The following is a 24,684-nucleotide window of genomic DNA, read 5'->3' on the forward strand; positions in this document are numbered from 1 at the left end:
CATCCATGACCACGACCGCCCGGCCACGGGTGCCGACCGGCACCTCCCGCGCCACCGCCCCGGCGCCCTCCGCGTCCGGGCTGCGCGCCCGCAGAGCGGCGAAGCGCCGGCAACTGACCGCCGCCGGCGTCCTGATGACGCCGTTCTTCGCCCTGCTGGTCACCGTCTTCCTGATCCCCGTCGGCACGGCCGTCTACCTGAGTTTCTTCAGCGACGACCAGCCCGGACTCGGCTTCGGCCCCGAGCGCAGGATCTTCGTCGGGCTGCGGTCCTACGCGGCCGTGCTCACCGACCCGACCTTCCTCGGCGGGCTCGGCACGGTCGCGCTGTACTGCCTGATCTACATCCCGCTGATGGTCGTCGGCGCGCTCGCCCTGGCTCTGCTGCTGGATTCAGGCGTGGTCCGGCTGCGCGCCTTCGCCCAGCTCGGGCTGTTCCTGCCGCACGCGGTGCCCGGCATCATCGCGGCCCTGATCTGGCTGTACCTGTACACGCCCGGCATCAGCCCGGTCATCGAACTCTTCGCCCAGGGCGACATCACGATCGACTTCCTCGGCATCCACACGGTGATCCCGTCCATCGTGAACATCGCCCTGTGGAGCAACCTCGGCTACAACATGGTGATCTTCTACGCCGCCCTGCAGGCCGTGCCCCGCGAGGTGATCGAGGCGTCCGTCGTCGACGGCGCCGGGCCGGTGCGCACCGCGCTCCAGGTCAAGACGCCGCTGGTGCGGGCCTCGATCGTCATGGTCGCCATCTTCACCCTGATCTGGGCGCTCCAGCTCTTCACGGAGCCGATGCTGCTCAGCCAGTCCTCCCCGATGATCAGCTCGCGCTTCTCGCCGAGCATGTACATCTACGACGCGGCCTTCACCCGCAACAACTACAGCCTCGCGGCGGCCGCCTCGGTGGTCCTGCTGGTGTGCACCATCGCCCTGTCCTACGGCGTCACCCGCTTCACCGGCCGCGCCGACACCGAGGAGGCCCGATGAGCGCCACCGACAGCTCCCCGCTCCGTCCGAGGCTGCTGGGCCGGGCGACGGTCAACGTGGTCGTCGCGATCTCCGTCCTCTACACACTGCTGCCCGTCCTGTGGCTGGTGCTCGCCGCCTCGAAGGACCGGGACGCCCTGTTCAGCAGCGACCTGCTGTCCCTGAGCGACTTCTCCTTCGTGCAGAACCTCAAGGACCTGTTCGCCATGGACGGCGGACTGTACGGCCGCTGGTACGTCAACAGCCTGCTGTACGCGGTGCTGGGCGCCGCCGTCGGCGCCCTGGTGAGCGTCGCGGCCGGGTACGCCTTCGACAAGTACCGCTTCCGGCACAAGGAGAAGCTGTTCGGCCTGGTGCTGGCGGCGGTCATGGTGCCGCAGACGGTCCTCGCGCTGCCGCTGTACCTCATGGCCTCCGAGGTGGGCCTGGTCAACACCTTCTGGGCCGTGTTCATCCCGGTGCTGTTCAATCCGTTCGGCGTCTACCTCGGCCGCATCTTCGCGCGGGGCTACGTGCCCGACGAGGTGCTGGAGGCGGCGCGCGTGGACGGGGCGGGCGAGCTGACCACGTACGCCCGGGTGGCGCTCAGGATGCTCGGCCCCGGCCTGATCACCGTCTTCCTCTTCCAGCTGACCGCCATCTGGAACAACTTCTTCCTGCCCATGGTGATGCTGTCCGACCAGGACCTGTATCCGGTCAGTCTCGGCCTGTACCAGTGGAACAGTTCGGCGTCCGTCTCGCCGGAGTACTACCCCGTGGTGATCATGGGTTCACTGCTCGCCGTGGTGCCGCTCATCCTCGCCTTCGTCCTGCTCCAGCGTTTCTGGCGGAGCGGGCTGACCGCCGGAGCCGTCAAGTGACCCCGCACGCCCCCGGGCCCGGATTCCGGCCCCGTGCCGCCGTGGCCATGTCCCCGGACGCCGCCTCGGCCGTCCTCGACCCCCAGTCGCTCCGCGCGTTCCGCCGGGTCTGCGAGCTGGCGCCGCTCCCGGTGCTGGACGACCTCGCCACGCCGCGCGCCAGATCCGTGCTGGCGGACGTGGACCTGCTGATCACCGGCTGGGGCTGTCCCCGGCTGGACGCCGACGTGCTGCGGGCGGCGCCCCGGCTGCGGGCCGTGGTGCACACGGCGGGCAGCGTCCGCGGTCACGTCACCGACGCGTGCTGGGAGCGGGGGATCGAGGTCTCCTCGGCCGCCGCGGCCAACGCCCTGCCGGTGGCTGAGTACACGCTCGGCATGATCCTGCTCACCGGCAAGCGGGTGCTGGAGCGGGCCCGCGACTTCCGGGTGTCACGGACGCGCGGCAACTGGCTGCGCACTCCGCGCGGTGTCGGCAACTACCGGCGTACGGTGGGTGTCCTGTCGGCCTCGCTGATCGGCCGCCGGGTCATCGAGCTGCTGCGTCCGCACGACATCGACGTCCTGCTGCACGACCCGTACGTCAGTGACGCGGACGCCGCCGAACTCGGCGTCGAGCGGGTCGAGTTGCCGGAGCTGTTCACGCGTTGCGACACCGTCAGCGTGCACACCCCGCTGCTGCCCACCACCCGTGGCCTGGTCGGCCGTTCACTGATCGACGCGATGCGGGCCGACGCCGTGCTGATCAACACCTCCCGCGGTGCGGTCGTCGACCAGGAGGCGCTCACCGACGCGCTGCTGACGGGCCGGATCCGGGCGGTGCTGGACGTCACCGACCCCGAGGTGCTGCCGCCGGACCATCCGCTGTGGGAGTGCGGGAACGCGCTGATCACCCCGCACCTCGCCGGCTCCGAGGGCAACGAGTGGCGCCGACTGGCCGACCTCGCGCTCGGCGAGACGACCCGCTGGGCGTCGGGGGCCGGTTTCCTCCATCCCGTACGACGCGAAAGGCTGGCGTTCCTGGCATGAGCATCCCGTTCGAACTGCCCACCGAGGACCGTGCGCTGAGCCCGTACACCGGCTGCACCCGGGCGCACTGGGAGGCCGTCGCGGACGGGCTCCTGTGGGCCGCGTGGCGCTGGAGCACCCCGGGCTGCGCCCTGCTCGACCTGCCGGGGCGCCCCTCGCGCTCGGGCGTGCGCTCCGACGGGCTGGAGGGTTTCGCCCGGACGTTCCTCGCTGCGGCCTTCCGCGTCGCGGGCGCGGACGGCGAGGACCCGCACGGCTGGCTGGAGCGGTACGCGCGCGGCCTGGCCTCGGGCACCCGCACCCCCGGCCGGGACGACACCGAGTCCTGGCCGCTGATCCTCGACCACGACGTGCAGGGCCAGCCCATGGTCGAGTCGGCGTCGGTGGCGCTCGGGCTGCGGCTGACCGCGCCCTGGCTCTGGAAGCACCTCGACGCCGGGGTGCAGGACCGGGTGGAGGAGTGGCTGCGCGGCGCGCTGCGGCACGTGCCGGCGCCGAACAACTGGTACCTGTTCCCGTACACGGTCGCCGGGTTCCTGGAATCGGTCGGCCGCGGCGACGCCGGGACGGCCGCGGTCCGGCAGCGGGCGCTGGAGCTGATGGAGGGCTGGTACCGGGGGGAGGGCTGGTACGCGGACGGCGACGGACGCGCCTTCGACCACTACAACGGCTGGGCGCTGCACCTGTACCCGGTGCTGGACGCCCACCTCTCCGGCGACACCGGGCCGGCCGCCGCCCGGTACGGCGACCGGCTGCGCGCGCACCTCGACGGCTTCGCGCTGATGTTCGGGGCGGACGGGGCGCCGATGCACTTCGGCCGTTCGCTGTCGTACCGGTTCGCCGCGTCCGCCGCCGTGGGCCTGGGCGCGGTCACCGGGCACACGCCGTTGACGCCGGGCTCGTCGCGGCGGCTGGCGAGCGGCAGTCTGCGCTACTTCCTGGAGCGCGGTGCGCTGACCGACGACGGGCTGCTGAGCCTCGGCTGGCACGGCCCCCACGGGGCCACCCTCCAGTCCTACTCCGGCCCGGCCTCCCCCTACTGGGCGTCGAAGGCGTTCGTGTCCCTCCTCGCCCCCGCCGGTCACCCGCTGTGGACGGCCACGGAGGAGGCGGCCCCGGTGGAGGAGGCCGACCGGGTGCTGGCCCTGCCCGCGCCCGGACTGCTGGTGCAGGCGACGCGCGGCGACGGGGTCGTACGGCTGCACAACCACGGCAGCGACCATGTCCGGCCGCACGAGGGCGAGTCGGCCGCCGAGGAAGACCCGCACTACGGGCGGCAGGCCTACTCCACCCGGACCGGCCCCACGGCGCCCGGGAACACCGCCGACAACCACCTGTCGGTGGAGGTGAACGGACGGCGCAGCGTGCGGCGGCGCGTCCACCCGCTCGGTGCGGGGCACGGGGACGGCTGGGGCTGGGCGGCCTCCTGGCACCGGCCCGTCTTCGCCGGCGGGCCGCCGATGGTGCCGGGGCTGCGGGTGGAGAGCGTGACGGTGGCGCGGGGGCCCTACGAACTGCGGGTGCACCGGGTGGTCGGGGCACCGGCCGAGGCCCGCCTCAGCCACACCGGGTGGGCCACCGGCCCGGAGGACACCCTGGTCTCGGCGCTGCACGGCCTGCACGGCTGGCGTCCAGAGCCGGAGACCGTCCGCGCCCCGCAGGGCACCGCCTACACGCCGTGGGCCGAGTTGCCCCGGCTGTCCGGCGACGCGGGCGGCACCTCCCTGCACGTCTGCCTCGCCACGCTCTCCGGTGAGCCGGGGCCCGGCCCCCTCGCGGAGGCGGTCACGGAGGTCGTGGCCGGTGACACCGGCGTCGACGTGGTGTGGGCGCACGGCGGTGGGCGTACCAGGGTCTCGTTCGAACCGGTGGAGGTGACGCACGAGGTGGGCTAGGGCCTGTCTGAAAAATCCCGTCGTCCGCCCGGAGGGCGGGCCCCGCGGCGTCTGGTGCGTGCGATCGCAAGGCGCCGGAGCGCCCTCGTGGCGGAGCCACGTGGGCGTTTCGGCAACGCGGCGAGCGTGCGTGCCAGACGCCGCGGGGCAGGCGGGATTTGTCAGACAGGCCCAAGGGCCTCCCGCCTCGAGTCACGCACTCCGCGGGCCCCGACCGGTACTCACGGTCGGGGCCCTCCCCCGTGCGCGCGTCTCCGGTGGCGCGCCGCCCCGGGCCCGGCGACGCTGGTACGGCACCGGCGAGAAGGAGTTCCCCATGCGCGAGTCTTCGTGGGCCGTGGCCGCGGCCCTGACTTTGTCGGTACTGTGCGCCGCCCCGGCGGCCGCCGCCGAACCCCGTGCCACGCGCCTTCCGGTCGACGTGACGGCGACCGAGTGCATCCGGGGCGGCGGAGTGATCATCATCTCGGCGGGCGGGGAGGGGACCGGCTCCTTCACGGCGCGCTGCCAGGGCGGCACCCACGACGGGGAGACCATCACCTGAGCCGGCCGGCTCCGTTCTCCGCGCCCATGCCTCGAGTTCCGGACGCTGGGTACGCGGTCACGGCCCACCACGGCAGTCGGTAACCGAACACGACCGGCCGCGTGCAGCGGCCCGCCCAGAACGGAGAGAAGGCTGATGAGCGAGGCCAACCCCCTCAAGCGGGTAGCCCACAAGGTCACCGAGAGCCTGCAGGGCGACGGTGGCGGACCGGCGGAGGGGATCCCCGGCAAGCCCGGTCCCGAGTCGCCCCCCGTCGCGGAGCCCACCGAGCCCCGGGAGCCGCTGCCCCCGAAGCCGGACCAGAGCGGCCCGGCCACCGTGTCGCCGACCGGTCAGCCCACGGGCGCCGACCAGGCCCGAGTGGCGCAGTCCGGCAGCTACCTGACCAACGCTCAGGGCACGCGGATGCACGACACCGACCACTCGCTGAAGGCGGGGCCGCGCGGGCCGGTCCTGCTGCAGGACCATCATCTGCGCGAGAAGGTCATGCACTTCGACCACGAGCGCATCCCGGAGCGCGTGGTGCACGCCCGGGGCGCGGGCGCGCACGGGGTCTTCCAGAGCTACGGCACCGCGGCCTCGGTGACGAAGGCGGGCTTCCTCGCCGCGGACGTGGAGACACCGGTGTTCACGCGGTTCTCCACGGTGGTCGGCTCACGTGGGTCGTCGGACACGGTGCGGGACACCCGCGGTTTCGCGACGAAGTTCTACACCAGTGAGGGCGTCTTCGACCTGGTCGGCAACAACATCCCGGTCTTCTTCATCCAGGACGCCATCAAGTTCCCGGACGTCGTGCATGCCGCGAAGCCGCACCCGGACCGGGAGATCCCGCAGGCGCAGAGCGCGCACGACACCTTCTGGGACTTCGTCTCGCTGCACACCGAGGCGACCCACCACACCATCTTCTTCATGGGCGACCGCGGCATCCCGCGCTCCTACCGGATGATGGAGGGCTTCGGCGTCCACACCTTCCGGCTGGTGAACGCCGAGGGCAAAACCACGCTGGTGAAGTTCCACTGGAAGCCCAAGCTGGGCGTGCACTCCCTGGTGTGGGACGAGGCACAGATGATCAACGGCATCGACCCGGACTTCCACCGCCGGGACCTCGCCGACGCGATCGAGGCGGGCGCGTACCCGCAGTGGGAGCTGGGCATCCAGACCTTCCCCGACAACCCGGAGCAGACCTTCGAGGGCATCGACCTGCTGGACCCGACGAACATCGTCCCGGAGGAGCTCGCGCCGGTGCAGCCGGTGGGGCTGCTGACCCTGAACCGCAACCCGTCGAACTTCTTCGCCGAGACCGAGCAGATCGCCTTCCACGTAGGCCACCTCGTCCCGGGCATCGACATCACCGACGACCCGCTGCTCGCGGGGCGGCTGTTCTCGTACCTGGACACGCAGATCACGCGTCTGGGCGGTCCCAACTTCCCGCAGTTGCCGATCAACCGCCCCCAGGCGCCGGTCAACGACATGCTGCGCGACGGCATGCACCAGAGCGCCGTGCACCGGGGCGTCGCGCCCTACCGGCCCAACTCCCTGGACGGCGGATGCCCGTTCATGGCCGGGGCCGCCGACGGGGCGTACGTGGAGGCGCCGGTCCGGGTACCGGAGGCGACCAAGGTGCGGGACGCTCCGGAGTCGTTCGCGGACCACTTCAGCCAGCCGCGGCGGTTCTGGCTGAGCATGAGTCCGGTGGAGCGCGAGCACATCATCGGCGCCTACACCTTCGAGCTGGGCAAGTGCTACGAGCAGGCCATCAGGGAACGGACACTCCAGGTCCTGGCCAACATCGACCCGGAGCTGTGCGCGGGCGTCGCCGAGGGCCTCGGCCTGCCCGCGCCGAAACCGACGGTCCCCCTGGCCGACGTCGAGCGGAGCCCGGCGCTGTCCCAGATCGGCCGGACCTGGCCCCTGGACGGCCGGGTCGTCGGCATCGTCACCGGCGGGGCGGACCTGGAGGGCGTGACGGCCGTGCGGGAGGCGGTGCTGAACGCCGGGATGGTCCCCCTGGTCGTGGCGCCGACCGGCGGCACCATCGGCTCGGGCGACGCGGCGCTGACCGTACAGCGCAGTTACGTCACCGCGCGGTCCGTGGAGTTCGACGCCGTCCTGGTGGCGGGGACGCCCGACATGGGAGGCGACGCCTACACCCCGCGGGACTACAAGGCCACTCCGCCGCCCGCGCGGCCCGGGACGATCGACCCGCGGGTGAGCCTGCTGGTGTCCGAGGCGTACCGGCACGGCAAGGCGATCGGTGTCTGGGCGGGCGGCGAGGCCGCGCTCGACGCGTCGGGCGTGCCCGCCGACGCTCCCGGCGTGGTCGTCGCGGTGTCCGGCACCGCGGCACTGGAGCAGGTCACGGAGCTGATGGGCGCCCACCGGGTGTGGGAACGCTTCACCACGCCCCGGGGCTGAGCCGCGCGCCGGGGCTGAGCCGCGCGCCCGCCGGGCCGGCCGCCGATGTCGGCGGCCGGCCCGGCGGCGTGTTCAGCACAGGACGCGCAGCGCCCCGGGCAGCACTCTCGCCGTGACGGGGACGACGGCCTCGACCTCGCCGTCGGCGCCGTAGGGTATGGCCCGGTCGGCCTCGATGCGGACCTCCCGGCCGCGCAGGATCCGCACCTGGGGTCTGCGGACATGGGCGCCCGAGGCGAGCTCGTTCATGAGGGCGAAGAACAGCCGGCGGGGCGCGTCGTGGATCATCACGACCTCCAGCAGGCCGTCGTCCACCCGGGCGGCGGGGGCGATGCGGCGGTTGGAGCCGTAGTAGCCGGAGTTGGCGGCCACGGCGGTGTAGCCGGTGAAGGCGTGCTCCTCGCCGTCGACGGTGACGCGGTAGCGCGTCGCGCGCCAGGTGGTGATCGCGCGCAGCGCGCCGGCGTAGTAGGAGGCGGTGCCGCGCAGCAGGCGCGCGTTGTTGGCGTGGTGGTTGGCGAGCGCGTCGACACCGGCGTAGACGCTGCCGAGCACGACGGTGCGGTCGTGGACCGCGGAGGTGACCTCGATGGTGTCGACGGGGCGGGGTTCGCCCCGCAGCAGCACCTCGGCGAGGGCGGCGGGGTCGGTGGGCAGCTCCAGCGCGCGGGCGAAGTCGTTGCCGCGGCCGGCCGGGACGAGGCCGAGCAGGGCCCCGGTGCCGCTGAGGGCGCCGCCGATCCCGCCGGCCATGCCGTCGCCGCCCACGGCGAGCACCACCCGGCCGCGCTGCCCGGCCTGCCGGGCGATCTCCCGGGCGTGCGCGAGGCTGCGGCTGTACTCGGTCTCCAGTCCGGCCCCCGCCTCGCGCAGCAGCCGGGCCACCCCCAGCAGCGCGGCGGCCGAGGTGGCGCCGCCCGCGGTGGGGTTGACGACGGCGGTGAACTGTCGCATCGATGTGCCTCCGGGCTGACGGGTGGTGCCGGGCTGTTGTCTCACGGGGCCGCGGGGTGCAGCGCCGCGGGGTGCAGCGCCGCGGGGAGCGGGGCCGCGGGGTCAGTCCGCGGGCAGCAGGACGCCCGGGCTGAGCAGTCCTGCGGGGTCCAGGCTCCGCTTGACGGCGCGCAGTGCCTCGATGCCGAGGGGGCCGGCCTCCCGCACGTACCAGTCGCGGTGGTCGGTGCCGACACCGTGGTGGTGGGTGATGGTGCCGCCCGCGGCGAGGATCGCCTCGTTGGCGGCGTGCTTGGCCCGGGTCCAGTGCGCCACGGCGTCGTCGCCCTGGGCGGAGACGACGGTGAAGTACAGGGAGGCGCCGTTCTCGTAGACGTGCGAGATGTGGCACATGACCAGCGGCGGGGTGCCCGCCTCGGTGAGGGTGCCGGTGAGCGCGTCGCGGACGGCGGCGCGGAGCGCGGGGACGCGGGACCAGTAGGTCGCCGTCTCCAGGGTCTCGGCGAGTGCCCCCGCGTCCAGCAGGGAGTCGCGCAGGTACGGCGCCGAGTACCGGCCGTGCGCCCAGCGCTCCCCCGGTTCCTCGCCGGCGAAGGTGCCGCCGCCCTCGCGCAGTACGGCGGCGGCGCCCTCGCGGCGGTGCGCCGTGTCCTCCTCGGTGCCCTCGAAGCCGACGACCGCCAGGCATCCGGCGTCCTGCCGCTCCAGGGAGGCGCCGATGGCGTCGGGCTGGGCGAGGCCGATCAGCGTCTCCGTCTCGTCGGACAGCCGCAGCACCGTGGGACGGGGTCCGTCCTGGGCGAGCCGGCGCAGGGCCGCGGCGCCCGCGTCGAAGGAGGCGAAGCGCCAGCCCTCGTAGCGGCGGACCTCCGGCACGGGCTTCACGCGCACGGTGACGGACGTGATGACCCCGAAGGCGCCCTCGGAGCCGAGCACGAGCTGGCGCAGGTCGGGGCCGGCCGCCGAGCGCGGGGCGCGGCCCGTGTCGAGGGTGCCCTCGGGGGTGGCGAGGGTGAGGCCGAGGACCATCTCGTCGAAGCGCCCGTAGCCGGCGGAGGCCTGTCCGCTGGAGCGGGTCGCGGCGAAGCCGCCGATGGTGGCCCACTCGTAGGACTGGGGGAAGTGGCCGAGGGTGTAGCCGTGCTGGGCCAGGAGCGCCTCGGCCTCCGGGGCGCGCAGGCCGGGTTGGAGGGTGGCGGTGCGGGAGATTTCGTCGAGGTCGAGCAGTCGGTTCATGCGGCGCAGGTCGAGGGCGACGAAGGTGCCGCGGCGTGCGGGGGCGAGGCCGCCGACGACCGAGGTGCCGCCGCCGAAGGGGACGAGGGCCAGGCCGTGTCCGGCACAGGCCTCCAGTACGGCGAGCACCTCGTCGTGGCTGTCGGGGAGGACGACGGCGGCCGGGGTGTCGGCGGTGTCGCCGGTCCGCATTCGCAGCAGGTCGGGAGTGGACTTGCCTCGGGTGTGGCGGATCCGGCTCTCCGCGTCCGTGCGCACGCCGTCCGCGCGGCCGCCGACGGCGGCCTCCAGCGCGCGGCGGGCGGCCTCGTCCAGCGGCGGCCCGGGCACGTCGATCTCCCCCAGCGGGACGGAGGCGGCGTCACGGGGCTTGACGCCGAGCAGTTCGCGCAGCAGCCCGGTCACCGTTTCGGGCAGCGGCGTCGCACGGGCCGGGTCGCCCCAGCCGTTCCACAGCATGTCCATCGCCTGTCGTCCTCACGGTCGGTTCGGGGGATGCCATCGGGGAGCCGTCGAAGCCACCGGACGCCACCGGGACGCCGTCGGGATGCGGTTCCGCACGACCCCACTGGCGTTACACTGTTACACATGACGCCTAAACGTCACAACGACTCGGGACAGAACACCCCGGACAACGACGCCGTGCTGGACGCCGTACGCGACTGCGTCCTGGCCGTCGGGGTCCGCCGCACGACGATGACCGACGTCGCCCGCCGCGCCGGCGTCTCCCGGATGACGCTGTACCGGCGCCACCCGGACGTGCGGACCCTGGTCGGCGACCTGATGACCCGCGAGTGGATCGCGGTGGCCACCGGCGCCGTCCCCGAGCCCCGGCCGGGCGTGGGCACGCGCCCGCGCATCGTCGAGGGACTCGTGACCGGGGTCGAGGCGTTCCGCGCCCACCCGCTCTTCCGCAAGATCGTCGACGTCGACCCCGAGCTGCTCCTGCCCTACGTCCTCGACCGGCGCGGGGCGAGCCAGGAGGCCCTGCTGGGGCTGCTGGCCGAGTCGCTCGCCGAGGGTCACGCCGACGGGTCGGTGCGCCCGGCCCACACGGGCCGGCAGGCACGGTCCGTGCTGCTGATCGTCCAGTCCTTCGCCCTGTCGCTGCGGACCATGACCGACGAGGACGACGCCGAGCTGACCCCCGCGGCCTTCCTCGCGGAGCTGCGCACCATCCTGGAGAGGACCCTCACGCCATGAGCCCCACCAGCAGCGTCCCCGCCGCCGGGGCCTCCCTGTCCGCCGCGCGCCGTGCACGCGAGCTGACCGACGCCGCCGGCGGCCCCGTCGTGGACGTCCTGGTCGTCGGTCTCGGCGCGACCGGCGCCGGCGCCGCCCTGGACGCCGCGGCCCGCGGTCTCAGCGTCGTCGCCGTGGACGCCCACGACCTGGCCTTCGGCACCTCCCGCTGGAGCTCCAAACTCATCCACGGCGGCCTGCGCTACCTCGCCTCCGCCCAGCTCGACGTCGCCCACGAGAGCGCGGTGGAGCGCGGGGTGCTGATGGAGCGCACCGCGCCCCACCTGGTGCGCGCCCAGCCGTTCGTGCTGCCGCTGACGCCCCTGGTCTCCCGTGGTCAGGCCGCGCTGGCCTGGGCCGGGTTCCGGGCCGGCGACACGCTGCGGCTGGCGGCGCGCACCGCCCGGGCCACGCTGCCCGCGCCGCGCCGGCTGTCCGCCGTGGAGACCCGCCACCTCGCGCCGGCGCTGCGCTCCGACCGGCTGCGCGGCGGCCTGCTGTCCTGGGACGGCCGGCTCACGGACGACGCCCGGCTGGTGACCGCGCTGGCCCGGACCGCCGCCGCGCGCGGAGCCCGGATCCTGACCCGGGTGAGGGCCCTGGAGCTGACCTCGTCCGGCGCCCGGATACGCGACGAGCTCACCGGGGAGGAGGGCGTGATCCGTGCCCGTGCGGTGATCAACGCCTCCGGCGTGTGGGCGGGGGACCTGGTGGACGGGATCCGGGTCCGGCCCTCCCGCGGCACCCACCTGGTCCTGCGCTCCGACCGGCTCGGACCGCTGCCCGCGGGCCTGCACGTGCCGATTCCCGGCGAGACCAACCGCTTCGTCCTCGTTCTTCCCCAGGGCGACGGCCGCGTCTACGTCGGCCTGACCGACGAGCCCGTCGACGGGGACCTCCCGGACGTTCCCGAGGTGCCGGAGACCGACGTCGGTTTCCTGCTCGACGTGCTCGGTTCCGTACTGGAGGTGCCGGTCCACCGCACGGACGTGGTGGGTGCCTTCGCCGGTCTGCGCCCCCTGCTGGACACCGCGTCCGCCGGCCGGCCGGGCGGCGGCCCCCGCACGGCCGACGTCTCGCGCCGGCACGCCGTGCTCACCTCGTCCCAGGGCGTCGTCACCGTGGTCGGCGGCAAGCTCACCACCTACCGGCGGATGGCCGAGGACGCCGTGGACGCCGCCGTCGCCGCCCGCCGCCTGGGCGCCGGCCCGTCCCCGACCGCCGCGCTGCCGCTGGTGGGCGCTGCCGCGCCGCACGCCCTGGCCGCGCTGCGGGCACCGCGCCGTCTGGTGCGGACCTACGGTACGGAGGCACCGGCGGTCCAGGCCCTCGCCGACCGTGATCCCCGGCTCGGGGAACGGGTCCTGCCGGACCACCCCGTCACCGGGGCCGAGCTGCTCTGGGCGCTGCGCCACGAGGGGGCCCTGGACGAGGCCGACCTGCTCGACCGCCGCACCCGCATCGGGCTGGTGCCCGGGGACCGGGCGGCGGCGCTGGAGGCCGTACGCGGTCTCGTCGGGCAGGCCGCGGCCCGGCGGGGCTGAGACCGGGCCGGTCCGTGCCGGCCCGGTCTCGTGCGGCCCCGCCGGGGACCGGTCAGGTGCCCTGTGCGCCGTCCTGGACGGCCTTGCGCACCTTCGCCTCCAGCTTGTGCCGGGACTGACCCCCCTCCTTGACGTACTCCGTCATCGCGGTCTGCGCGTCCCGGTCCAGGTCGCGCCAGGCCCGTACGGCGGTCTCGTACGTGTGCGACTGCCGCTGGGTCCACTGATGCTGCGTGGGAGGCCCGTACGAGTCCCGCAACTCCTCGACCCGGTGCCGGGCGAGGTCCGCCGCGCGACGCTTGTGCACGAGCTCTTCGAATGTGTGAGCCACCACATCTCGACGGTAGTCAGAGGAACGCCGTCGCGCGCGTCGAGCCCCTCACCGGCGGTCCGGGCGCCGCCGGTATGCACAAGTGGCCCACGCGGGCCCCCGGGAGCCATAACATCAAGCCACCAACGACGGCCGGGCATATGCGAGAAGTGAGGGAAGCGTGACGGACACCGAGGGAGCGGCAGTACCGGAGCGGCTGCTGATCACCCGTACCACCACGGGCGACGGCGTCAGTCTCGTCCTGCTCTCCGGAGAAGTCGATCTCGACGGCAGCAGTCAGCTCCGCGACGTCCTGCTGTCCTGTGTGGAGACGGCGCCGGGCACGGTGGTCGACTTCGGTGAGGTCGACTTCCTGGACTCCAGCGGCATAAACGTGCTCATCTCCGCCCACCAGGCCGCCGAGTCCCGCGGCGTCTGGTTCCGGCTCGCCGCCCCCCAGCAGGCGGTCGAGCGGGTACTGCGGCTCGTGGGCGTCGACGCGCTCATCGCCTGCTACCCGACCGTCGAGCAGGCCCTCGCGGCCTGACGCCGGTCAGCGCAGCGGCAGACGCGCGTACACCGTCTTTCCCGTCGCGTGCGGCTTGGTGATGACCTCGTCGCACAGGCGCGTCACGATCTCCAGACCGTGCCTGCCGACCCGCAGGGGATCGCGGGGCAGGAACGTGGGGAATCCGTCCCCCGTGTCCGACACCGCGATCTCCAGTCCGTCGTCCACCAGCGTCAGTTCCAGGCGGCAGGGGCCGGGGGCGTGGCGGAGCGCGTTCGTCACCAGCTCGCTGGCGACCAGGCGCGCGGCGTCGAGGAAGGTGTCGGCCAGGTCCACGCCGCTCCCGCCCAGCCGCGCGACGAAGCCGTGCACGACGTCCCTGGAGGCCGGGATCATCGCCGATCCGCCCCTGAACTCCACCACCGTGGACACGGCCGGGTCGGCCGCGGCATCGGGTCTGTGCGCCGGAGTCATACAGAGCATCACCGTCCGGTCCGGGGGCGAGTAGGGGAGGCACATGCCCCGGCCCTTCACGATACGCACCGGGGCGGTCACCACTACCTCTTTGCCCCAACTTCCGCCGGACGCGCCGTTTTCCGGACAGGCCCGGGCCGAGTGCGCCGTAAACGGCTCCGTCCCGGTCGGCGACGGGCACGGCCGGGGCGCGCGGCGTGGCGCACCGGGCCGGGCCGGCCCCTCGTGGCTTCGGGGCCGGGCTGCGCGCCGGAGGGACCAACGGATCAGGAGGCGGTGCAGGCCCCGACCGCGGGTGCGGCGTCGCTGCCGTTCTTCGAGACGGTGAATCCGAAGCTGGTCGACGCGCCGGCCGCCGGGGAGCCGTTCCAACTCGGCCGTGCCGTCATGCTCACCCGTGCGGACCGACCACGTGCGCGACCCCGGTGTCGTGGCGCATTCTTGCTGTGTCGCCCGCGTGACGGCGCACGGACGAGGCGGGGCCGAGAGGTGAGGCCGATGAGCGCAGGCGCCGAGGACCCAGACCGCGCGCCCGGGCGGCTGACGACGCTGCTGATCGACGCCTGTGCCCAGGCCGTCGGCGCGGCCGACGGCCATGCGGGCGGGATCTACCTGCGTTCGCGCACCCCCGGCCTGCTGCGGCTGGCCGTCCTCGCCGGACTGCCCGGCCAACTCTTCCGCCCCTGGTGGCGGCTGCACTCCGACAGCCCGTTCCCGGTCGCCGACGCCTTTCGGCTGGGCGTCCGGGTGGTGCTGCCCAACGCGACGGAGACGATGCGCCGGTACCCGCAGTTCGCGGCCGGCCTGCCGTTCCCGTTCGGTTCCCTCTACGTGCCCGTCGCCGGCGCGGCGCGGACGTACGGCGTCCTGACCGTCCTGCGTCCCCCCGCGTCCGACACCGCCGAGGTGGTGGAGGGCCTGGACCGGATGGAGCGGCTGGCGCGGGAGCTCGGCGGGGCCCTGGAACGGCTGGACGAGAACCGGGACGCGCCACCGGTCGTCTGGGACGGCGAGCCCCTGTGCCTGCGGCCGCCCCCGGCCGGACGGCACGCGCAGCGCGCCGGAAGTTTCGCGTGGGACCCGGGCACCGGCGCCGTCACCGTGGACGAGCCGCTGCGCGCCCTGCTCGGCATGGCCGCGGCCACCCACGGCCCCGCCGGGGCCCCGCTCGGCACACTCACCCGCGCCCTGGCCCCCGACGACGGCCACCGGATCGCCGCCGCGCTGCGTCAGACCGCCGCCGGCCGGCCTCCTCCCCTGCCCCTGTACGTGCGTGCGGCGGACGGCGCGCTGCTCCTGGTGGAGCTGTGGAAACCGCAGGCCGCGCCGCCCGTCGGCGGGCCGGTGCGAGCCGTCGTACGCGACACGTCCGTCGGCGCGGTGGCCGACGCCGCGGCCGACCTGCTTCCGGACGGCGTGTTCTGCGTGGACCGGCTGGGCACGATCCTCTACGCCAATCCGCGCGCCGCCCAGCTGCTGGGACAGCCACGGGCGCGGCTGCTCGGCCACTCCCTGTGGGAGGCCGTGCCCTGGCTGGACCAGGCCGCCTACGAGGACCACCTCCGCGGCGCGCTGCTCTCCCCGGAGCCGGTCCACTTCCATGTCCGGCGCCCGCCCGACGACAGCCGCCGGACCTCGCCCCAGCCCTACGAGGGGGACTGGCTCGCCCTCTCCGTGCATCCCGGGCGGGACCTCCTGACGGGCACCCTCCGCCCGGCCAACCGGGTGGCCGACGCCTCCGCCGGCCTCACGCCCGAGCACGGCGCACCGGATTCGGCGTCCGGGATGGGCGACCCAGGCCCGGCCGCCGTCGCCACGACGGCACCCGTGTACCGACCCATCGTGCTGGCCGTGGCCCTGACCGAGGCGGTCACCGCCCGCCAGGTGTCAGCCGTGGTCATGCGCGAACTGCTGCCGGCCTTCGGCGGCCGCCGCCTCGCCATCTACCTCCTCCAGGACCGGCATCTGTACCTGGCCTGGGAGACGGGCTTCCCACCGGGCTTCCTCGCGCCCTTCGAGGGAGTCGCCCTGGACGCCCGGCTGCCCGGGGTCGAGACGCTGACCAGCGGACGGCCGCTGTTCTTCGACTCGATGGAGGCGCTGGCCGCCGCGTACCCGGGTATCCCGCTGGACGCCACCGAGGGCGCCCGCGCCTTCCTGCCGCTGATCGCCTCCGGGCGCCCGGTCGGCTCCTGCATCCTCGGCTTCGACCGCGCCCGCGGCTTCGGCACCGAGGAGCGCGCGGTGCTCACCGCCCTCGCCGGGGTGATCGCCCACGCCATGGAGAAGGCCAGGCGCTACGAGACCGAGACCGCGCTCGCCCGGGGACTCCAGCGGGCCCTGCTGCCCCGGCGGCTGCCCGCGCATCCCCGGCTGGAGACCGCGGGGCGCTATCTGCCGGGGACCCAGGGCATGGACGTGGGCGGGGACTGGTACGACGTCGTCGCCTCCGGGCACGGCATGGCCCTGGTCATCGGCGACGTGCAGGGGCACGGCGTACAGGCGGCGGCCACGATGGGGCAACTGCGCAGCGCCGTGCGCGCCTTCGCCCTCGGCGACCGTCCGCCCGACGAGGTACTGAGCGGCGTGAACCACCTGCTGACCGATCTGGACCCGGGTCTGTTCGCCAGTTGCTGCTACATCCGGCTCGACCCGGCCACCGGACGGGCCTGCGCGGCCCGCGCGGGACACCCGCCGCCGCTCCTGCGCCACCCGGACGGACGCACCGAGGCACTGGACCTGCCCGGCGGCATGGTGCTCGGCGTGGACCCGGGCACGCCGTACCCGCTGACGGAGTTCGAGGTGGAGCCCGGGGCCGTCCTCGCCCTCTACACGGACGGGCTGGTGGAGCGCCCCGGCACCGACATCGACGACGGCATCAACGCCCTGCGGCTGGCCCTGGCCAGGGCCGGTGCGCCCGCCGCACCGCCCGGAGGCCGCTCGCTGGCAGGCGTCGCCGACCGGATCATCGTCACCGCCCGCCACACCACGGACCGCCCCGACGACATCGCCCTGCTGCTCGCCACCCGCCGCCACCGGCCCGGGAACCCCCGGTGAGGGCGACTCCGGGCCCGGGTCCGGCCGGCCACCCGGTCACCGGGGGTGCCTCTCGCCTCCTCAGGCCCGGCAGTGTAGACATGGGCACATGGTCCGACTGATGGGTCGATCGGGAGAGCGGTCACCCCGTCGTCCCAGCGGCCCGCTCGCCCGGCACCGGCGAGACGCGGACCGGTCACGGCGGGAGGCGGAGGCGGGACGGCGGCGGCGTGCCGCGGCACTGCGCTCGGCCATGTCCGGACGCAGCGTCGCCGGCCAGGTCTTCGTCATGAACGTGGTCATCGTGCTGCTGCTCGTGGTGGCCGCGGCCGTCGCGCTCGTCCTCCAAGTGCGCCACGACAGCACGGTGGAGGCCCGCAACCGGTCCGTCGCCGTGGCCGCGACGTTCGCCAACTCCCCCGGCATCCGCGAGGCGCTGCGCAGCCCCGACCCCACGGCGGTGCTCCAGCCCCGGGCCGAGGCGGTGCGCAGGGCGACGGGCGTGGACTTCGTCGTCGTCATGAACACCGACGGCATCCGCTACACCCATCCCAAGCCCGACCGCATCGGCAAGGAATTCGTGGGCACCACCGCGCCCGCCCTGGCCGGCGAGACGGTGACCGAGGAGATCGAGGGGACCATCGGCCCGCTGGTCCAGGCCGTCGTGCCCGTCGAGGCGCCGGACGGGACGGTCGTGGGCCTGGTGTCGGCCGGCATCACGACGGAGAACGTGGGCGGCGCCGCCGACCGGCAGCTGCCGCTGGTGCTGATCGTGGCGGGCGTCGGCCTGGCCCTGGCGACGGCGGGCACGGCACTCGTCAGCCGCCGGCTGCTGCGGCAGACGCACGGCCTGGGGCCGCACGAGATGACCCGGATGTACGAACACCACGACGCGGTTCTGCACAGCGTCCGGGAGGGGGTGCTCATCGTCGGCGGGGAGGGCGGACTGCTGCTCGCCAACGACGAGGCGCAGCGCCTGCTCGACCTGCCCGACGACGCCGAGGGGCGGCACGTCCTCGACCTCGGCCTCCCGGACGACACGGCGGAGCTGCTGGCCTCCGGGCGGGTCGCCACCGACGAGGTGCACCTGGTCAAGGACCGGTTGCTGGCGGTCAACCAGCGGCCCACCGACGTACGGGGCGGCCCGGCCGGCAGCGTCGCCACGCTCCGCGACTCCACGGAGCTGCGGGCCCTGTCCGGCCGTGCCGAGTCGGCGCGGGAACGCCTGGACATCCTGTACGCCGCCGGTGTGGGCATCGGCACCAGCCTGGACGTCACCCGCACTGCCGAGGAGCTGGCCGAGCTGGCCGTACCCCGGTTCGCGGACTACGTCAGCGTGGACCTGTTCGACACCGTGCTGGCCGGCGGCCAGCCGGAGGGCGTGACCCCGCTGCGCCGTGCCGCGCTCGGCGGCATCCGGAAGGAGGTCCCGCTCTACCCGGTGGGCCGGCAGATCCGCTTCGTCGCCTCCTCCCCGCAGGGCCGGTCCCTGGAGAGCGGCCGGCCCGTCCTGGAACCCCGCCTCCCCGAGGCACGGGGCTGGCAGGCGCAGGACCTCGAACGCTCCGCGCAGGTGGTGGAGTACGGCATCCACTCACTGATCACCGCACCGCTGCGCGCGGGCACCCTGGTGCTCGGTGTGGTCAGCTTCTGGCGTTCGGAGAAGCCCGAGCCGTTCGACGAGGACGAGCTGGTCCTCGCCGAGGAACTGGTCGCGCGCGCCGCGGTCTCCATCGACAACGCGCGCCGCTACACCCGCGAACACAGCATGGCGGTGACCCTCCAGCGCAGTCTGCTGCCCCGCAGGATGCCCGAGCAGAACGCCCTGGACGTCGCCTACCGGTACCTGCCCGCGCAGGCGGGGGTCGGCGGGGACTGGTTCGACGTGCTGCCGCTGTCGGGGGCCCGGGTGGCGCTGGTCGTCGGCGACATCGTCGGTCACGGACTGCACGCCGCGGCCACCATGGGGCGGCTGCGGACGGCGGTGCACAACTTCGCCGCCCTCGACCTGCCGCCCGACGAGCTGCTCGGTCTGCTGGACGAGTTGGTCGTACGCATCGACCAGGACGAGGCGGCCGACGACGGCGCCGCCCCGGTCACCGGCGCGACCTGCCTCTACGCGATCTACGACCCGGTCACCAGCACCTGCGTGATCGCCCGGGCCGGTCACCCGCCGCCGGCGCTGATCCGGCCCGACGGTGACGTGGAGTTCCCCGAGGTGCCTGCCGGTCCCCCGCTGGGCCTGGGCGGCCTCCCGTTCGAGACGACCGAGCTGCGTCTGGCGGCGGGCAGCCGGCTGGTGCTGTACACCGACGGGCTCGTCGAGGACCGGGAGCACGACATCGACGTAGGTCTGGAGCACCTGCGCCAGACGCTGGAGGCGGCCGGCGAGTCGCCCGAGGAGACCTGCCGGGCCGTCCTGGACGCGCGGCTCCCGGACCGGCCGGGCGACGACATCGCCCTGCTCGTCGCCCGCACCCGGGCGCTCGGTCCGGACCGGGTCGCCGAGTGGGAGGTGCCGAACGACCCGGCGGCGGTCGGCGAGGTGCGCGCCCAGGTCACCCGGCGGCTCGCCGAATGGGGACTGGACGAGCTGACCTTCACGACGGAGCTGATCCTGAGCGAGCTGGTCACCAACGCGATCCGGTACGGCGGCGAGACCGTCCACGTCCGGGTGCTGCGTGACCGCAGCCTGATCTGCGAGGTGTTCGACAGCAGCAGCACCTCGCCCCACCTGCGCTACGCCGCGATGACCGACGAGGGCGGGCGCGGCCTGTTCCTGGTCGCGCAGCTGGCGGAGCGCTGGGGCACCCGCTACACGCCGGCCGGCAAGGTCATCTGGGCGGAGCAGCCGGTGCCCTGACGGGCGGGGACGCCTCCCTTTCGGCCCGGCCCGGTCCGTACCGATTCGGTGCGCGGAGGGTGCCCGGCACGCCCCTTTTCTGGTAGGAAACTTTCCTATCAGTGCCCGGCACTCCCCACCCCCACATCACCTGGAGATTCCGTGAGGCACCCTTCTCCCGACCCGGCGCGCCCGGCAGGCGCCCCGCGCCGTACCGTGCTCGCCATGGCATGCGCGTCCCTGGCGGCAGTCCCCCTTCTCAGCCCCTCGCGGGCCACGGCCGCGCCCTCGCGCGCGGCGGGGCTCGAGGACCCGGCGAAGAAGGAGATCGCCATGCAACTGGTGTCGAGCGCGGAGAACTCCTCGCTCGACTGGAAGGCGCAGTACCGGTACATCGAGGACATCGGCGACGGCCGCGGCTACACCGCCGGCATCATCGGCTTCTGTTCCGGTACCGGTGACATGCTCGACCTGGTGGAGCTCTACACCGACCGCAGCCCCGGCAACGTGCTCGCGCGCTATCTGCCGGCGCTGCGCGAGGTCGACGGCTCCGACTCGCACGAGGGGCTCGACCCCGGCTTCCCCGGCGACTGGGGCCGGGCCGCCCGTGACCCGGAGTTCCGCCGGGCGCAGGACCACGAGCGCGACCGGGTCTACTTCGGTCCGGCCGTGCGGCGGGCGAAGGCGGACGGGCTGCGGACGCTCGGGCAGTTCACGTACTACGACGCGATCGTCATGCACGGCGACGGGGGCGACTCGGCGAGCTTCGGCAGCATCCGGGCGCGGGCCCTCGGCCGTGCCCGGCCTCCGGCGCGGGGCGGCGACGAGGTGGCCTATCTGCACGCCTTCCTGGACGCGCGGGTGTGGGCCATGAAGCAGGAGGAGGCGCACCACGACACCAGCCGGGTGGACACGGCACAGCGCGTCTTCCTGCGCGAGGGCAACCTGGAGCTGGACCCGCCGCTGGACTGGCACGTGTACGGGGACGCCTACCACATCGGCTGACCCGGCCTTGGCACGCGGCCCCGCCGCACGAGGGCCGCCACCGGGCGCGGCACGGGCCGCGGAACCGGCCGTGTGCCGGGTTCCGCGGCCCGTGTGCCGCCTTCGGTCCGGCGTCAGTGCCGGAACGCGTCCTTGCCCTTCTCCTTCGCCTGCCGGGCGTCGCCCTTGGACTGCTCGGCGCGGCCCTCGGCCGTCATCCTCTCGTTGCCGACGGCCCGGCCGGCCGCCTCCTTGGCCTTCCCCTTGGCCTGCTCCATCTTGGCTTTCGACTTCTGATTGCCGGCCACGGCTGCTCACCTCACGGCGTTCGCTCGGGATGTCCTGCACCGACGGGTCGCCCGACGCGGCCGGATCAAACCCGGGGCCTGCCGCCGGGGTGAGCGCGGGGCCGCGGGGTAGGAGGACGGACAAGCGCTACCGTCGTCGACTCGGAGGAACGTCATGGCCGGAATGCTGGACCGTATCAAGCGCTTCGCGCGCAGCCCGCAGGGCCGCCGGGCGGCGGAGCAGGTACGCCGGGCCGCGTCCGACCCCCGCCGCCGCGCGCAGGCCCAGGGCATGCTCCGGAAGTTCGGCAAGCGCCGCTGAGCGCACCGGGCCGGTGCTCCGTCGCCGGGGCCTCTCAGCCCTGACCCGCGTGGGTGTGGCTGTGGGAGGCCTCCGGCGGGCAGCGCTCGGCGCGGTGGGAGCGGTGCCGCCGCCAGTCGATCACCGCGATGGTCAGCGCGCACAGCATGGCGGCGACCCCCGAGCCGACGGACACCGCCACGGCTTCTCGGTAGTCGTCGTGGGTGGCGTTCAGTGTCAGGTAGTAGAGCCCCGGCAGTGCGGCGGTGCCCACGGCGCCGCCTAGGCGCTGCCCCGTCTGCAGGGCGCCCCCGGCGGCGCCCGCCATCCGTACCGGGACGTCCCGCAGCGTCATCGTGATGTTCGGGGAGATCACACAGCCACTGCCGAGCCCGCCGACGAGCAGGGCCGGGGCCGCGATCCAGGCGGCCCGGCCGGAGGGCGCGAGCCAGAGCACCAGCGCGGTGGTGCCGAGCCCCAGCATGACGGCGACGAGTCCCCAGACCGTCAGCAGCCGCCCCAGCCGGTCGACCAGCCGGCCCGCCACGGCAGCGGCGGCGGCGGAGCCCACGGCGAACGGGGTCACCGCCAGGCCGGACATGAGGGGTGAGAAGCCCAGGCCGTTCTGGAAGAAGAGCGCGAAAACGAGCCACACCCCGCTGAACCCGACGAAGTACAGAGCGGCCAGGGCCGCGCCGGTGACGTAGCCGCGGGTCTCGGTGAGCAGGCCGGGTTCCAGCAGTGGCTGCCCGTCGCGGCGGGCTACGCGACGCTCCCACCGCGCGAAGGCGAACAGGAGGAGCGGTCCCGCCGGGAACAGCCACCACACCCTGCCCACTCCCCCGCCCTCGGCGAGCACGAGCGGCAGCATCACGGCCAGGATTCCCGCACCGAGGAGCACCACTCCGACCGGGTCCAGACGTCCCCGGCCGCCGGGGGCCACCCGGGGCAGCAGGCGGAAGCCGAGCAGGAGGGCGAGCGCGCCGATCGGGACGTTGACGTAGAAGATCCACCGCCAGCCCTCGGGCCCGGCCGGCGCCAGGATCAGACCGCCGACGACCGGCCCCACGGCGCTGGACACCCCGACGGTGGCACCGAACAGCCCGAACGCACGCCCGCGTTCCGCGCCCCGGAACATCTGCTGGATCAGTGCCGAGTTCTGCGGCGCGATGCTGCCCGCGGCGACCCCCTGGGCGAGCCGGGCGACCACCAGCAGTTCGATGCCCGGCGCGGCGCCCGCCGCGGCGCTGCAGAGCACGAAGGCCGCCAGTGCGACGAGGAAGACCCGGCGTCTGCCGAACGTGTCACCGATCCGGCCGGCCGTCACCAGGGTCAGCGCGAAGGCGAGGGCATAGCCGGACACGACCCACTGCACGGACGCCGCGGAGGCGTGCAGCCCCCGCTGCATGGACGGCAGGGCGACCGCGACGATCGTCACGTCCAGCAGGGTCATGAAACCGGCGACCAGGGTCACCCACAGCGCCCGCCACCGGTTCGGATCCGGGTCGTCGTCCGGACGGTGCACGCGGGCTCCCCTCGTGAGGCGGGCGCGGGACGGGATCTTCGCTCCTCACGCCTGCGTCACCCGTGACCGGGGGTTCAAACCGGGCCGGGGCGCCGGAGCGCAAAGCCGGACCATGGGAACCCATAAGCCGCCCTTATGCCCCCATAGACCGGACCCGCGTACCGACTTAGGCTTGCCTTAGCTTAGGCTTCCCCGAGAGTCGATCTATCACCGCTCGAAGGGAACCTGAACATGCCCCGCCCTCTGCGGGTAGCCATCGTCGGATCCGGCCCGGCCGGGATCTACGCCGCCGACGCCCTGCTCAAGTCCGAGGTGGCCGCCGACCCCGGTGTGTCCATCGACATCTTCGAGCGCATGCCCGCCCCGTTCGGACTGATCCGTTACGGCGTCGCCCCCGACCACCCGCGGATCAAGGGCATCATCACGGCCCTGCACCAGGTCCTCGACAAGCCGCAGATCCGCCTCTTCGGCAACGTGGACTACCCGACCGACGTCAGCCTGGACGATCTGCGCGCCTTCTACGACGGCGTGATCTTCGCCACGGGCGCCACCGCGGACCGGGCGCTCTCCATCCCCGGCATCGGCCTCGACGGCTCCTACGGCGCGGCCGACTTCGTGTCCTGGTACGACGGTCACCCGGACGTGCCGCGCACCTGGCCGCTGGAGGCGGAGAAGGTCGCCGTCCTCGGCGTCGGCAACGTCGCTCTGGACGTGGCCCGCGTCCTGGCCAAGACGGCGGACGAGCTGCTGCCCACCGAGATCCCGCCGAACGTCCACGAGGGCCTCAAGGCCAACAAGGCGATGGAGATCCACGTCTTCGGCCGCCGCGGCCCGGCGCAGGCCAAGTTCAGCCCGATGGAGCTGCGGGAGCTGGACCACTCCCCCAACATCGAGGTCATCGTCGACCCCGAGGACATCGACTACGACGACGGCTCGATCGCCACCCGGCGGGGCAACAAGCAGGCCGACATGGTCGCCAAGACCCTGGAGAACTGGGCGATCCGCGATGCCGGGGACCGGCCGCACAAGCTGTTCCTGCACTTCTTCGAGTCGCCCTCCGAGATCCTCGGCGAGGACGGAAAGGTCGTCGGCCTGCGCACCGAGCGCACCGAGCTGGACGGCACCGGCAACGTCAAGGGCACCGGCGAGTTCAAGGACTGGGACGTCCAGGCGGTCTACCGGGCCGTCGGCTACCTGTCCGACCAGCTGCCCAAGCTGCCCTGGGACATCGACTCGGGCACGGTCCCGGACGAGGGCGGCCGGGTCGTCCAGGAGTCCGGCGAGCACCTGCCGTCGACGTACGTCACCGGCTGGATCCGGCGCGGTCCGGTCGGTCTGATCGGCCACACCAAGGGCGACGCCAACGAGACGGTGTCCAACCTGCTGGACGACTTCGCCAACGGCCGGCTGCAGACGCCCGCCTCGCCCGCTCCGGAGGCCGTGGACGCCTTCCTCGCCGAGCGGAACGTCCGCTTCACCACCTGGGACGGCTGGTACCGGCTCGACGCCGCGGAGAAGGCGCTGGGCGAGCCGCAGGGGCGCGAGCGCGTGAAGCTCGTCGAGCGTGAGGACATGCTCCGGGAGAGCGGCGCCTGAACCCCGGACACCGGGCGCGGGGGGGGGGGGGGGGGGGGGGGGGGGGGGGGGGGGGGAGGGGGGGGGGGGGGGGGGGGGGGGGGGGGGGGGGGGGGTGGGGGGTGGGGGGGG

General features: G+C 74.0%; 21 protein-coding genes. 14 read left to right on the top strand and 7 right to left on the bottom strand.

From position 1 onward, the window contains the following. Nucleotides 1-5 precede the first annotated feature (5 nt). The 6 genes from ACZ4V1_RS34335 (at nucleotide 6) to ACZ4V1_RS34360 (ending at nucleotide 7,734) form a co-directional block, all read left to right on the top strand. A complete protein-coding gene (locus ACZ4V1_RS34335; RefSeq protein ID WP_468344558.1) occupies nucleotides 6-992 on the top strand; it encodes a carbohydrate ABC transporter permease in 987 nt (328 codons plus the stop codon). Further along, nucleotides 989-1,852 carry a carbohydrate ABC transporter permease gene (locus tag ACZ4V1_RS34340; protein WP_468344562.1) on the top strand — a complete coding sequence of 288 codons (864 nt, stop codon included), beginning with the start codon at nucleotides 989-991 and terminating at the stop codon, nucleotides 1,850-1,852. Before ACZ4V1_RS34335 ends, ACZ4V1_RS34340 begins: the two co-directional genes overlap by 4 nt. Beyond that, nucleotides 1,849-2,880, top strand: coding sequence for a hydroxyacid dehydrogenase (locus ACZ4V1_RS34345; RefSeq protein ID WP_468344565.1), 1,032 nt, complete (start codon nucleotides 1,849-1,851; stop codon nucleotides 2,878-2,880). Before ACZ4V1_RS34340 ends, ACZ4V1_RS34345 begins: the two co-directional genes overlap by 4 nt. Then, nucleotides 2,877-4,775, top strand: a complete 1,899-nt coding sequence (locus ACZ4V1_RS34350) for a DUF2264 domain-containing protein (RefSeq protein WP_468344568.1) — start codon at nucleotides 2,877-2,879, stop codon at nucleotides 4,773-4,775. Before ACZ4V1_RS34345 ends, ACZ4V1_RS34350 begins: the two co-directional genes overlap by 4 nt. Nucleotides 4,776-5,091: 316 nt before the next feature. Continuing rightward, complete coding sequence (locus tag ACZ4V1_RS34355; protein ID WP_468344571.1) at nucleotides 5,092-5,319, top strand: hypothetical protein; 228 nt, start codon at nucleotides 5,092-5,094, stop codon at nucleotides 5,317-5,319. A 135-nt stretch (nucleotides 5,320-5,454) separates the two neighbouring features. Further along, complete coding sequence (locus ACZ4V1_RS34360; RefSeq protein WP_468344574.1) at nucleotides 5,455-7,734, top strand: catalase; 2,280 nt, start codon at nucleotides 5,455-5,457, stop codon at nucleotides 7,732-7,734. Nucleotides 7,735-7,806: 72 nt separating this feature from the next. On the opposite strand, the gene ACZ4V1_RS34365 is transcribed toward ACZ4V1_RS34360, so the two are convergent. Then, the gene (locus ACZ4V1_RS34365; protein ID WP_468344577.1) at nucleotides 7,807-8,688 is read right to left on the bottom strand and encodes a YegS/Rv2252/BmrU family lipid kinase; all 882 of its coding nucleotides are present in this window, start codon (nucleotides 8,686-8,688) and stop codon (nucleotides 7,807-7,809) included. Nucleotides 8,689-8,790: 102 nt separating this feature from the next. Beyond that, complete coding sequence (locus ACZ4V1_RS34370) at nucleotides 8,791-10,389, bottom strand: FAD-binding oxidoreductase (protein ID WP_468344580.1); 1,599 nt, start codon at nucleotides 10,387-10,389, stop codon at nucleotides 8,791-8,793. Between the two features lie 123 nt (nucleotides 10,390-10,512). On the opposite strand from ACZ4V1_RS34370, the gene ACZ4V1_RS34375 reads away from it, so the two are divergent. Continuing rightward, nucleotides 10,513-11,127: a TetR/AcrR family transcriptional regulator gene (locus ACZ4V1_RS34375; RefSeq protein ID WP_468344583.1), complete on the top strand. Its 615-nt coding sequence runs from the start codon at nucleotides 10,513-10,515 to the stop codon at nucleotides 11,125-11,127. Continuing rightward, the gene (locus tag ACZ4V1_RS34380) at nucleotides 11,124-12,710 is read left to right on the top strand and encodes a glycerol-3-phosphate dehydrogenase/oxidase (RefSeq protein ID WP_468344586.1); all 1,587 of its coding nucleotides are present in this window, start codon (nucleotides 11,124-11,126) and stop codon (nucleotides 12,708-12,710) included. The genes ACZ4V1_RS34375 and ACZ4V1_RS34380 overlap by 4 nt, the downstream gene beginning before the upstream one ends. 52 nt (nucleotides 12,711-12,762) lie before the next feature. On the opposite strand, the gene ACZ4V1_RS34385 is transcribed toward ACZ4V1_RS34380, so the two are convergent. Beyond that, complete coding sequence (locus ACZ4V1_RS34385; protein WP_468344620.1) at nucleotides 12,763-13,041, bottom strand: hypothetical protein; 279 nt, start codon at nucleotides 13,039-13,041, stop codon at nucleotides 12,763-12,765. 160 nt (nucleotides 13,042-13,201) lie between these two features. Here ACZ4V1_RS34385 and ACZ4V1_RS34390 point away from each other — a divergent pair, with 160 nt between their 5' ends. After that, nucleotides 13,202-13,567, top strand: coding sequence for an STAS domain-containing protein (locus ACZ4V1_RS34390; protein WP_468344589.1), 366 nt, complete (start codon nucleotides 13,202-13,204; stop codon nucleotides 13,565-13,567). A gap of 6 nt (nucleotides 13,568-13,573) precedes the next feature. Here the strand turns inward: ACZ4V1_RS34390 and ACZ4V1_RS34395 are convergent, their stop codons facing one another. Both ACZ4V1_RS34395 and ACZ4V1_RS34400 read right to left on the bottom strand, forming a co-directional pair. Continuing rightward, complete coding sequence (locus ACZ4V1_RS34395) at nucleotides 13,574-14,083, bottom strand: ATP-binding protein (protein WP_468344592.1); 510 nt, start codon at nucleotides 14,081-14,083, stop codon at nucleotides 13,574-13,576. Between the two features lie 185 nt (nucleotides 14,084-14,268). Continuing rightward, the gene (locus ACZ4V1_RS34400) at nucleotides 14,269-14,391 is read right to left on the bottom strand and encodes a cellulose binding domain-containing protein (RefSeq protein ID WP_468344595.1); all 123 of its coding nucleotides are present in this window, start codon (nucleotides 14,389-14,391) and stop codon (nucleotides 14,269-14,271) included. 109 nt (nucleotides 14,392-14,500) lie between these two features. On the opposite strand from ACZ4V1_RS34400, the gene ACZ4V1_RS34405 reads away from it, so the two are divergent. From ACZ4V1_RS34405 to ACZ4V1_RS34415, 3 genes are all read left to right on the top strand, one after another. Continuing rightward, entirely contained in the window at nucleotides 14,501-17,059 is a 2,559-nt protein-coding gene (locus ACZ4V1_RS34405) for a SpoIIE family protein phosphatase (RefSeq protein ID WP_468344598.1), read from the top strand. 232 nt (nucleotides 17,060-17,291) lie between these two features. Further along, nucleotides 17,292-19,901, top strand: coding sequence for a SpoIIE family protein phosphatase (locus tag ACZ4V1_RS34410; RefSeq protein WP_468344601.1), 2,610 nt, complete (start codon nucleotides 17,292-17,294; stop codon nucleotides 19,899-19,901). Between the two features lie 141 nt (nucleotides 19,902-20,042). Then, nucleotides 20,043-20,885: a chitosanase gene (locus tag ACZ4V1_RS34415; RefSeq protein ID WP_468344604.1), complete on the top strand. Its 843-nt coding sequence runs from the start codon at nucleotides 20,043-20,045 to the stop codon at nucleotides 20,883-20,885. A gap of 113 nt (nucleotides 20,886-20,998) precedes the next feature. On the opposite strand, the gene ACZ4V1_RS34420 is transcribed toward ACZ4V1_RS34415, so the two are convergent. Further along, nucleotides 20,999-21,172, bottom strand: coding sequence for a CsbD family protein (locus tag ACZ4V1_RS34420; protein ID WP_052841170.1), 174 nt, complete (start codon nucleotides 21,170-21,172; stop codon nucleotides 20,999-21,001). Between the two features lie 154 nt (nucleotides 21,173-21,326). Here ACZ4V1_RS34420 and ACZ4V1_RS34425 point away from each other — a divergent pair, with 154 nt between their 5' ends. Further along, nucleotides 21,327-21,473: a hypothetical protein gene (locus ACZ4V1_RS34425; protein ID WP_468344608.1), complete on the top strand. Its 147-nt coding sequence runs from the start codon at nucleotides 21,327-21,329 to the stop codon at nucleotides 21,471-21,473. Nucleotides 21,474-21,507: 34 nt separating this feature from the next. Here the strand turns inward: ACZ4V1_RS34425 and ACZ4V1_RS34430 are convergent, their stop codons facing one another. After that, nucleotides 21,508-22,977 (bottom strand): MFS transporter, encoded by a 1,470-nt coding sequence (locus ACZ4V1_RS34430; RefSeq protein ID WP_468344611.1) that lies wholly within the window; start codon nucleotides 22,975-22,977, stop codon nucleotides 21,508-21,510. 231 nt (nucleotides 22,978-23,208) lie between these two features. Here ACZ4V1_RS34430 and ACZ4V1_RS34435 point away from each other — a divergent pair, with 231 nt between their 5' ends. Continuing rightward, entirely contained in the window at nucleotides 23,209-24,573 is a 1,365-nt protein-coding gene (locus ACZ4V1_RS34435; RefSeq protein ID WP_468344614.1) for an FAD-dependent oxidoreductase, read from the top strand. The last annotated feature ends 111 nt before the right edge of the window (nucleotides 24,574-24,684 follow it).

It is taken from the genome of Streptomyces sp. NPDC028991 (genome assembly GCF_055564775.1).

Excerpts from the sequence above, each read along its gene's own strand:
- ACZ4V1_RS34340 (WP_468344562.1), top strand. The coding sequence starts at position 989 with ATGAGCGCCACCGACAGCTCCCCGCTCCGTCCGAGGCTGCTGGGCCGG.
- ACZ4V1_RS34435 (WP_468344614.1), top strand. The coding sequence starts at position 23,209 with ATGCCCCGCCCTCTGCGGGTAGCCATCGTCGGATCCGGCCCGGCCGGG.
- ACZ4V1_RS34425 (WP_468344608.1), top strand. The coding sequence starts at position 21,327 with ATGGCCGGAATGCTGGACCGTATCAAGCGCTTCGCGCGCAGCCCGCAG.
- ACZ4V1_RS34410 (WP_468344601.1), top strand. The coding sequence starts at position 17,292 with ATGTCCGGACGCAGCGTCGCCGGCCAGGTCTTCGTCATGAACGTGGTC.
- ACZ4V1_RS34355 (WP_468344571.1), top strand. The coding sequence starts at position 5,092 with ATGCGCGAGTCTTCGTGGGCCGTGGCCGCGGCCCTGACTTTGTCGGTA.
- ACZ4V1_RS34380 (WP_468344586.1), top strand. The coding sequence starts at position 11,124 with ATGAGCCCCACCAGCAGCGTCCCCGCCGCCGGGGCCTCCCTGTCCGCC.
- ACZ4V1_RS34370 (WP_468344580.1), bottom strand. The coding sequence starts at position 10,389 with ATGGACATGCTGTGGAACGGCTGGGGCGACCCGGCCCGTGCGACGCCG.
- ACZ4V1_RS34405 (WP_468344598.1), top strand. The coding sequence starts at position 14,501 with ATGAGCGCAGGCGCCGAGGACCCAGACCGCGCGCCCGGGCGGCTGACG.
- ACZ4V1_RS34400 (WP_468344595.1), bottom strand. The coding sequence starts at position 14,391 with ATGACGGCACGGCCGAGTTGGAACGGCTCCCCGGCGGCCGGCGCGTCG.
- ACZ4V1_RS34350 (WP_468344568.1), top strand. The coding sequence starts at position 2,877 with ATGAGCATCCCGTTCGAACTGCCCACCGAGGACCGTGCGCTGAGCCCG.
- ACZ4V1_RS34335 (WP_468344558.1), top strand. The coding sequence starts at position 6 with ATGACCACGACCGCCCGGCCACGGGTGCCGACCGGCACCTCCCGCGCC.
- ACZ4V1_RS34375 (WP_468344583.1), top strand. The coding sequence starts at position 10,513 with ATGACGCCTAAACGTCACAACGACTCGGGACAGAACACCCCGGACAAC.
- ACZ4V1_RS34365 (WP_468344577.1), bottom strand. The coding sequence starts at position 8,688 with ATGCGACAGTTCACCGCCGTCGTCAACCCCACCGCGGGCGGCGCCACC.
- ACZ4V1_RS34360 (WP_468344574.1), top strand. The coding sequence starts at position 5,455 with ATGAGCGAGGCCAACCCCCTCAAGCGGGTAGCCCACAAGGTCACCGAG.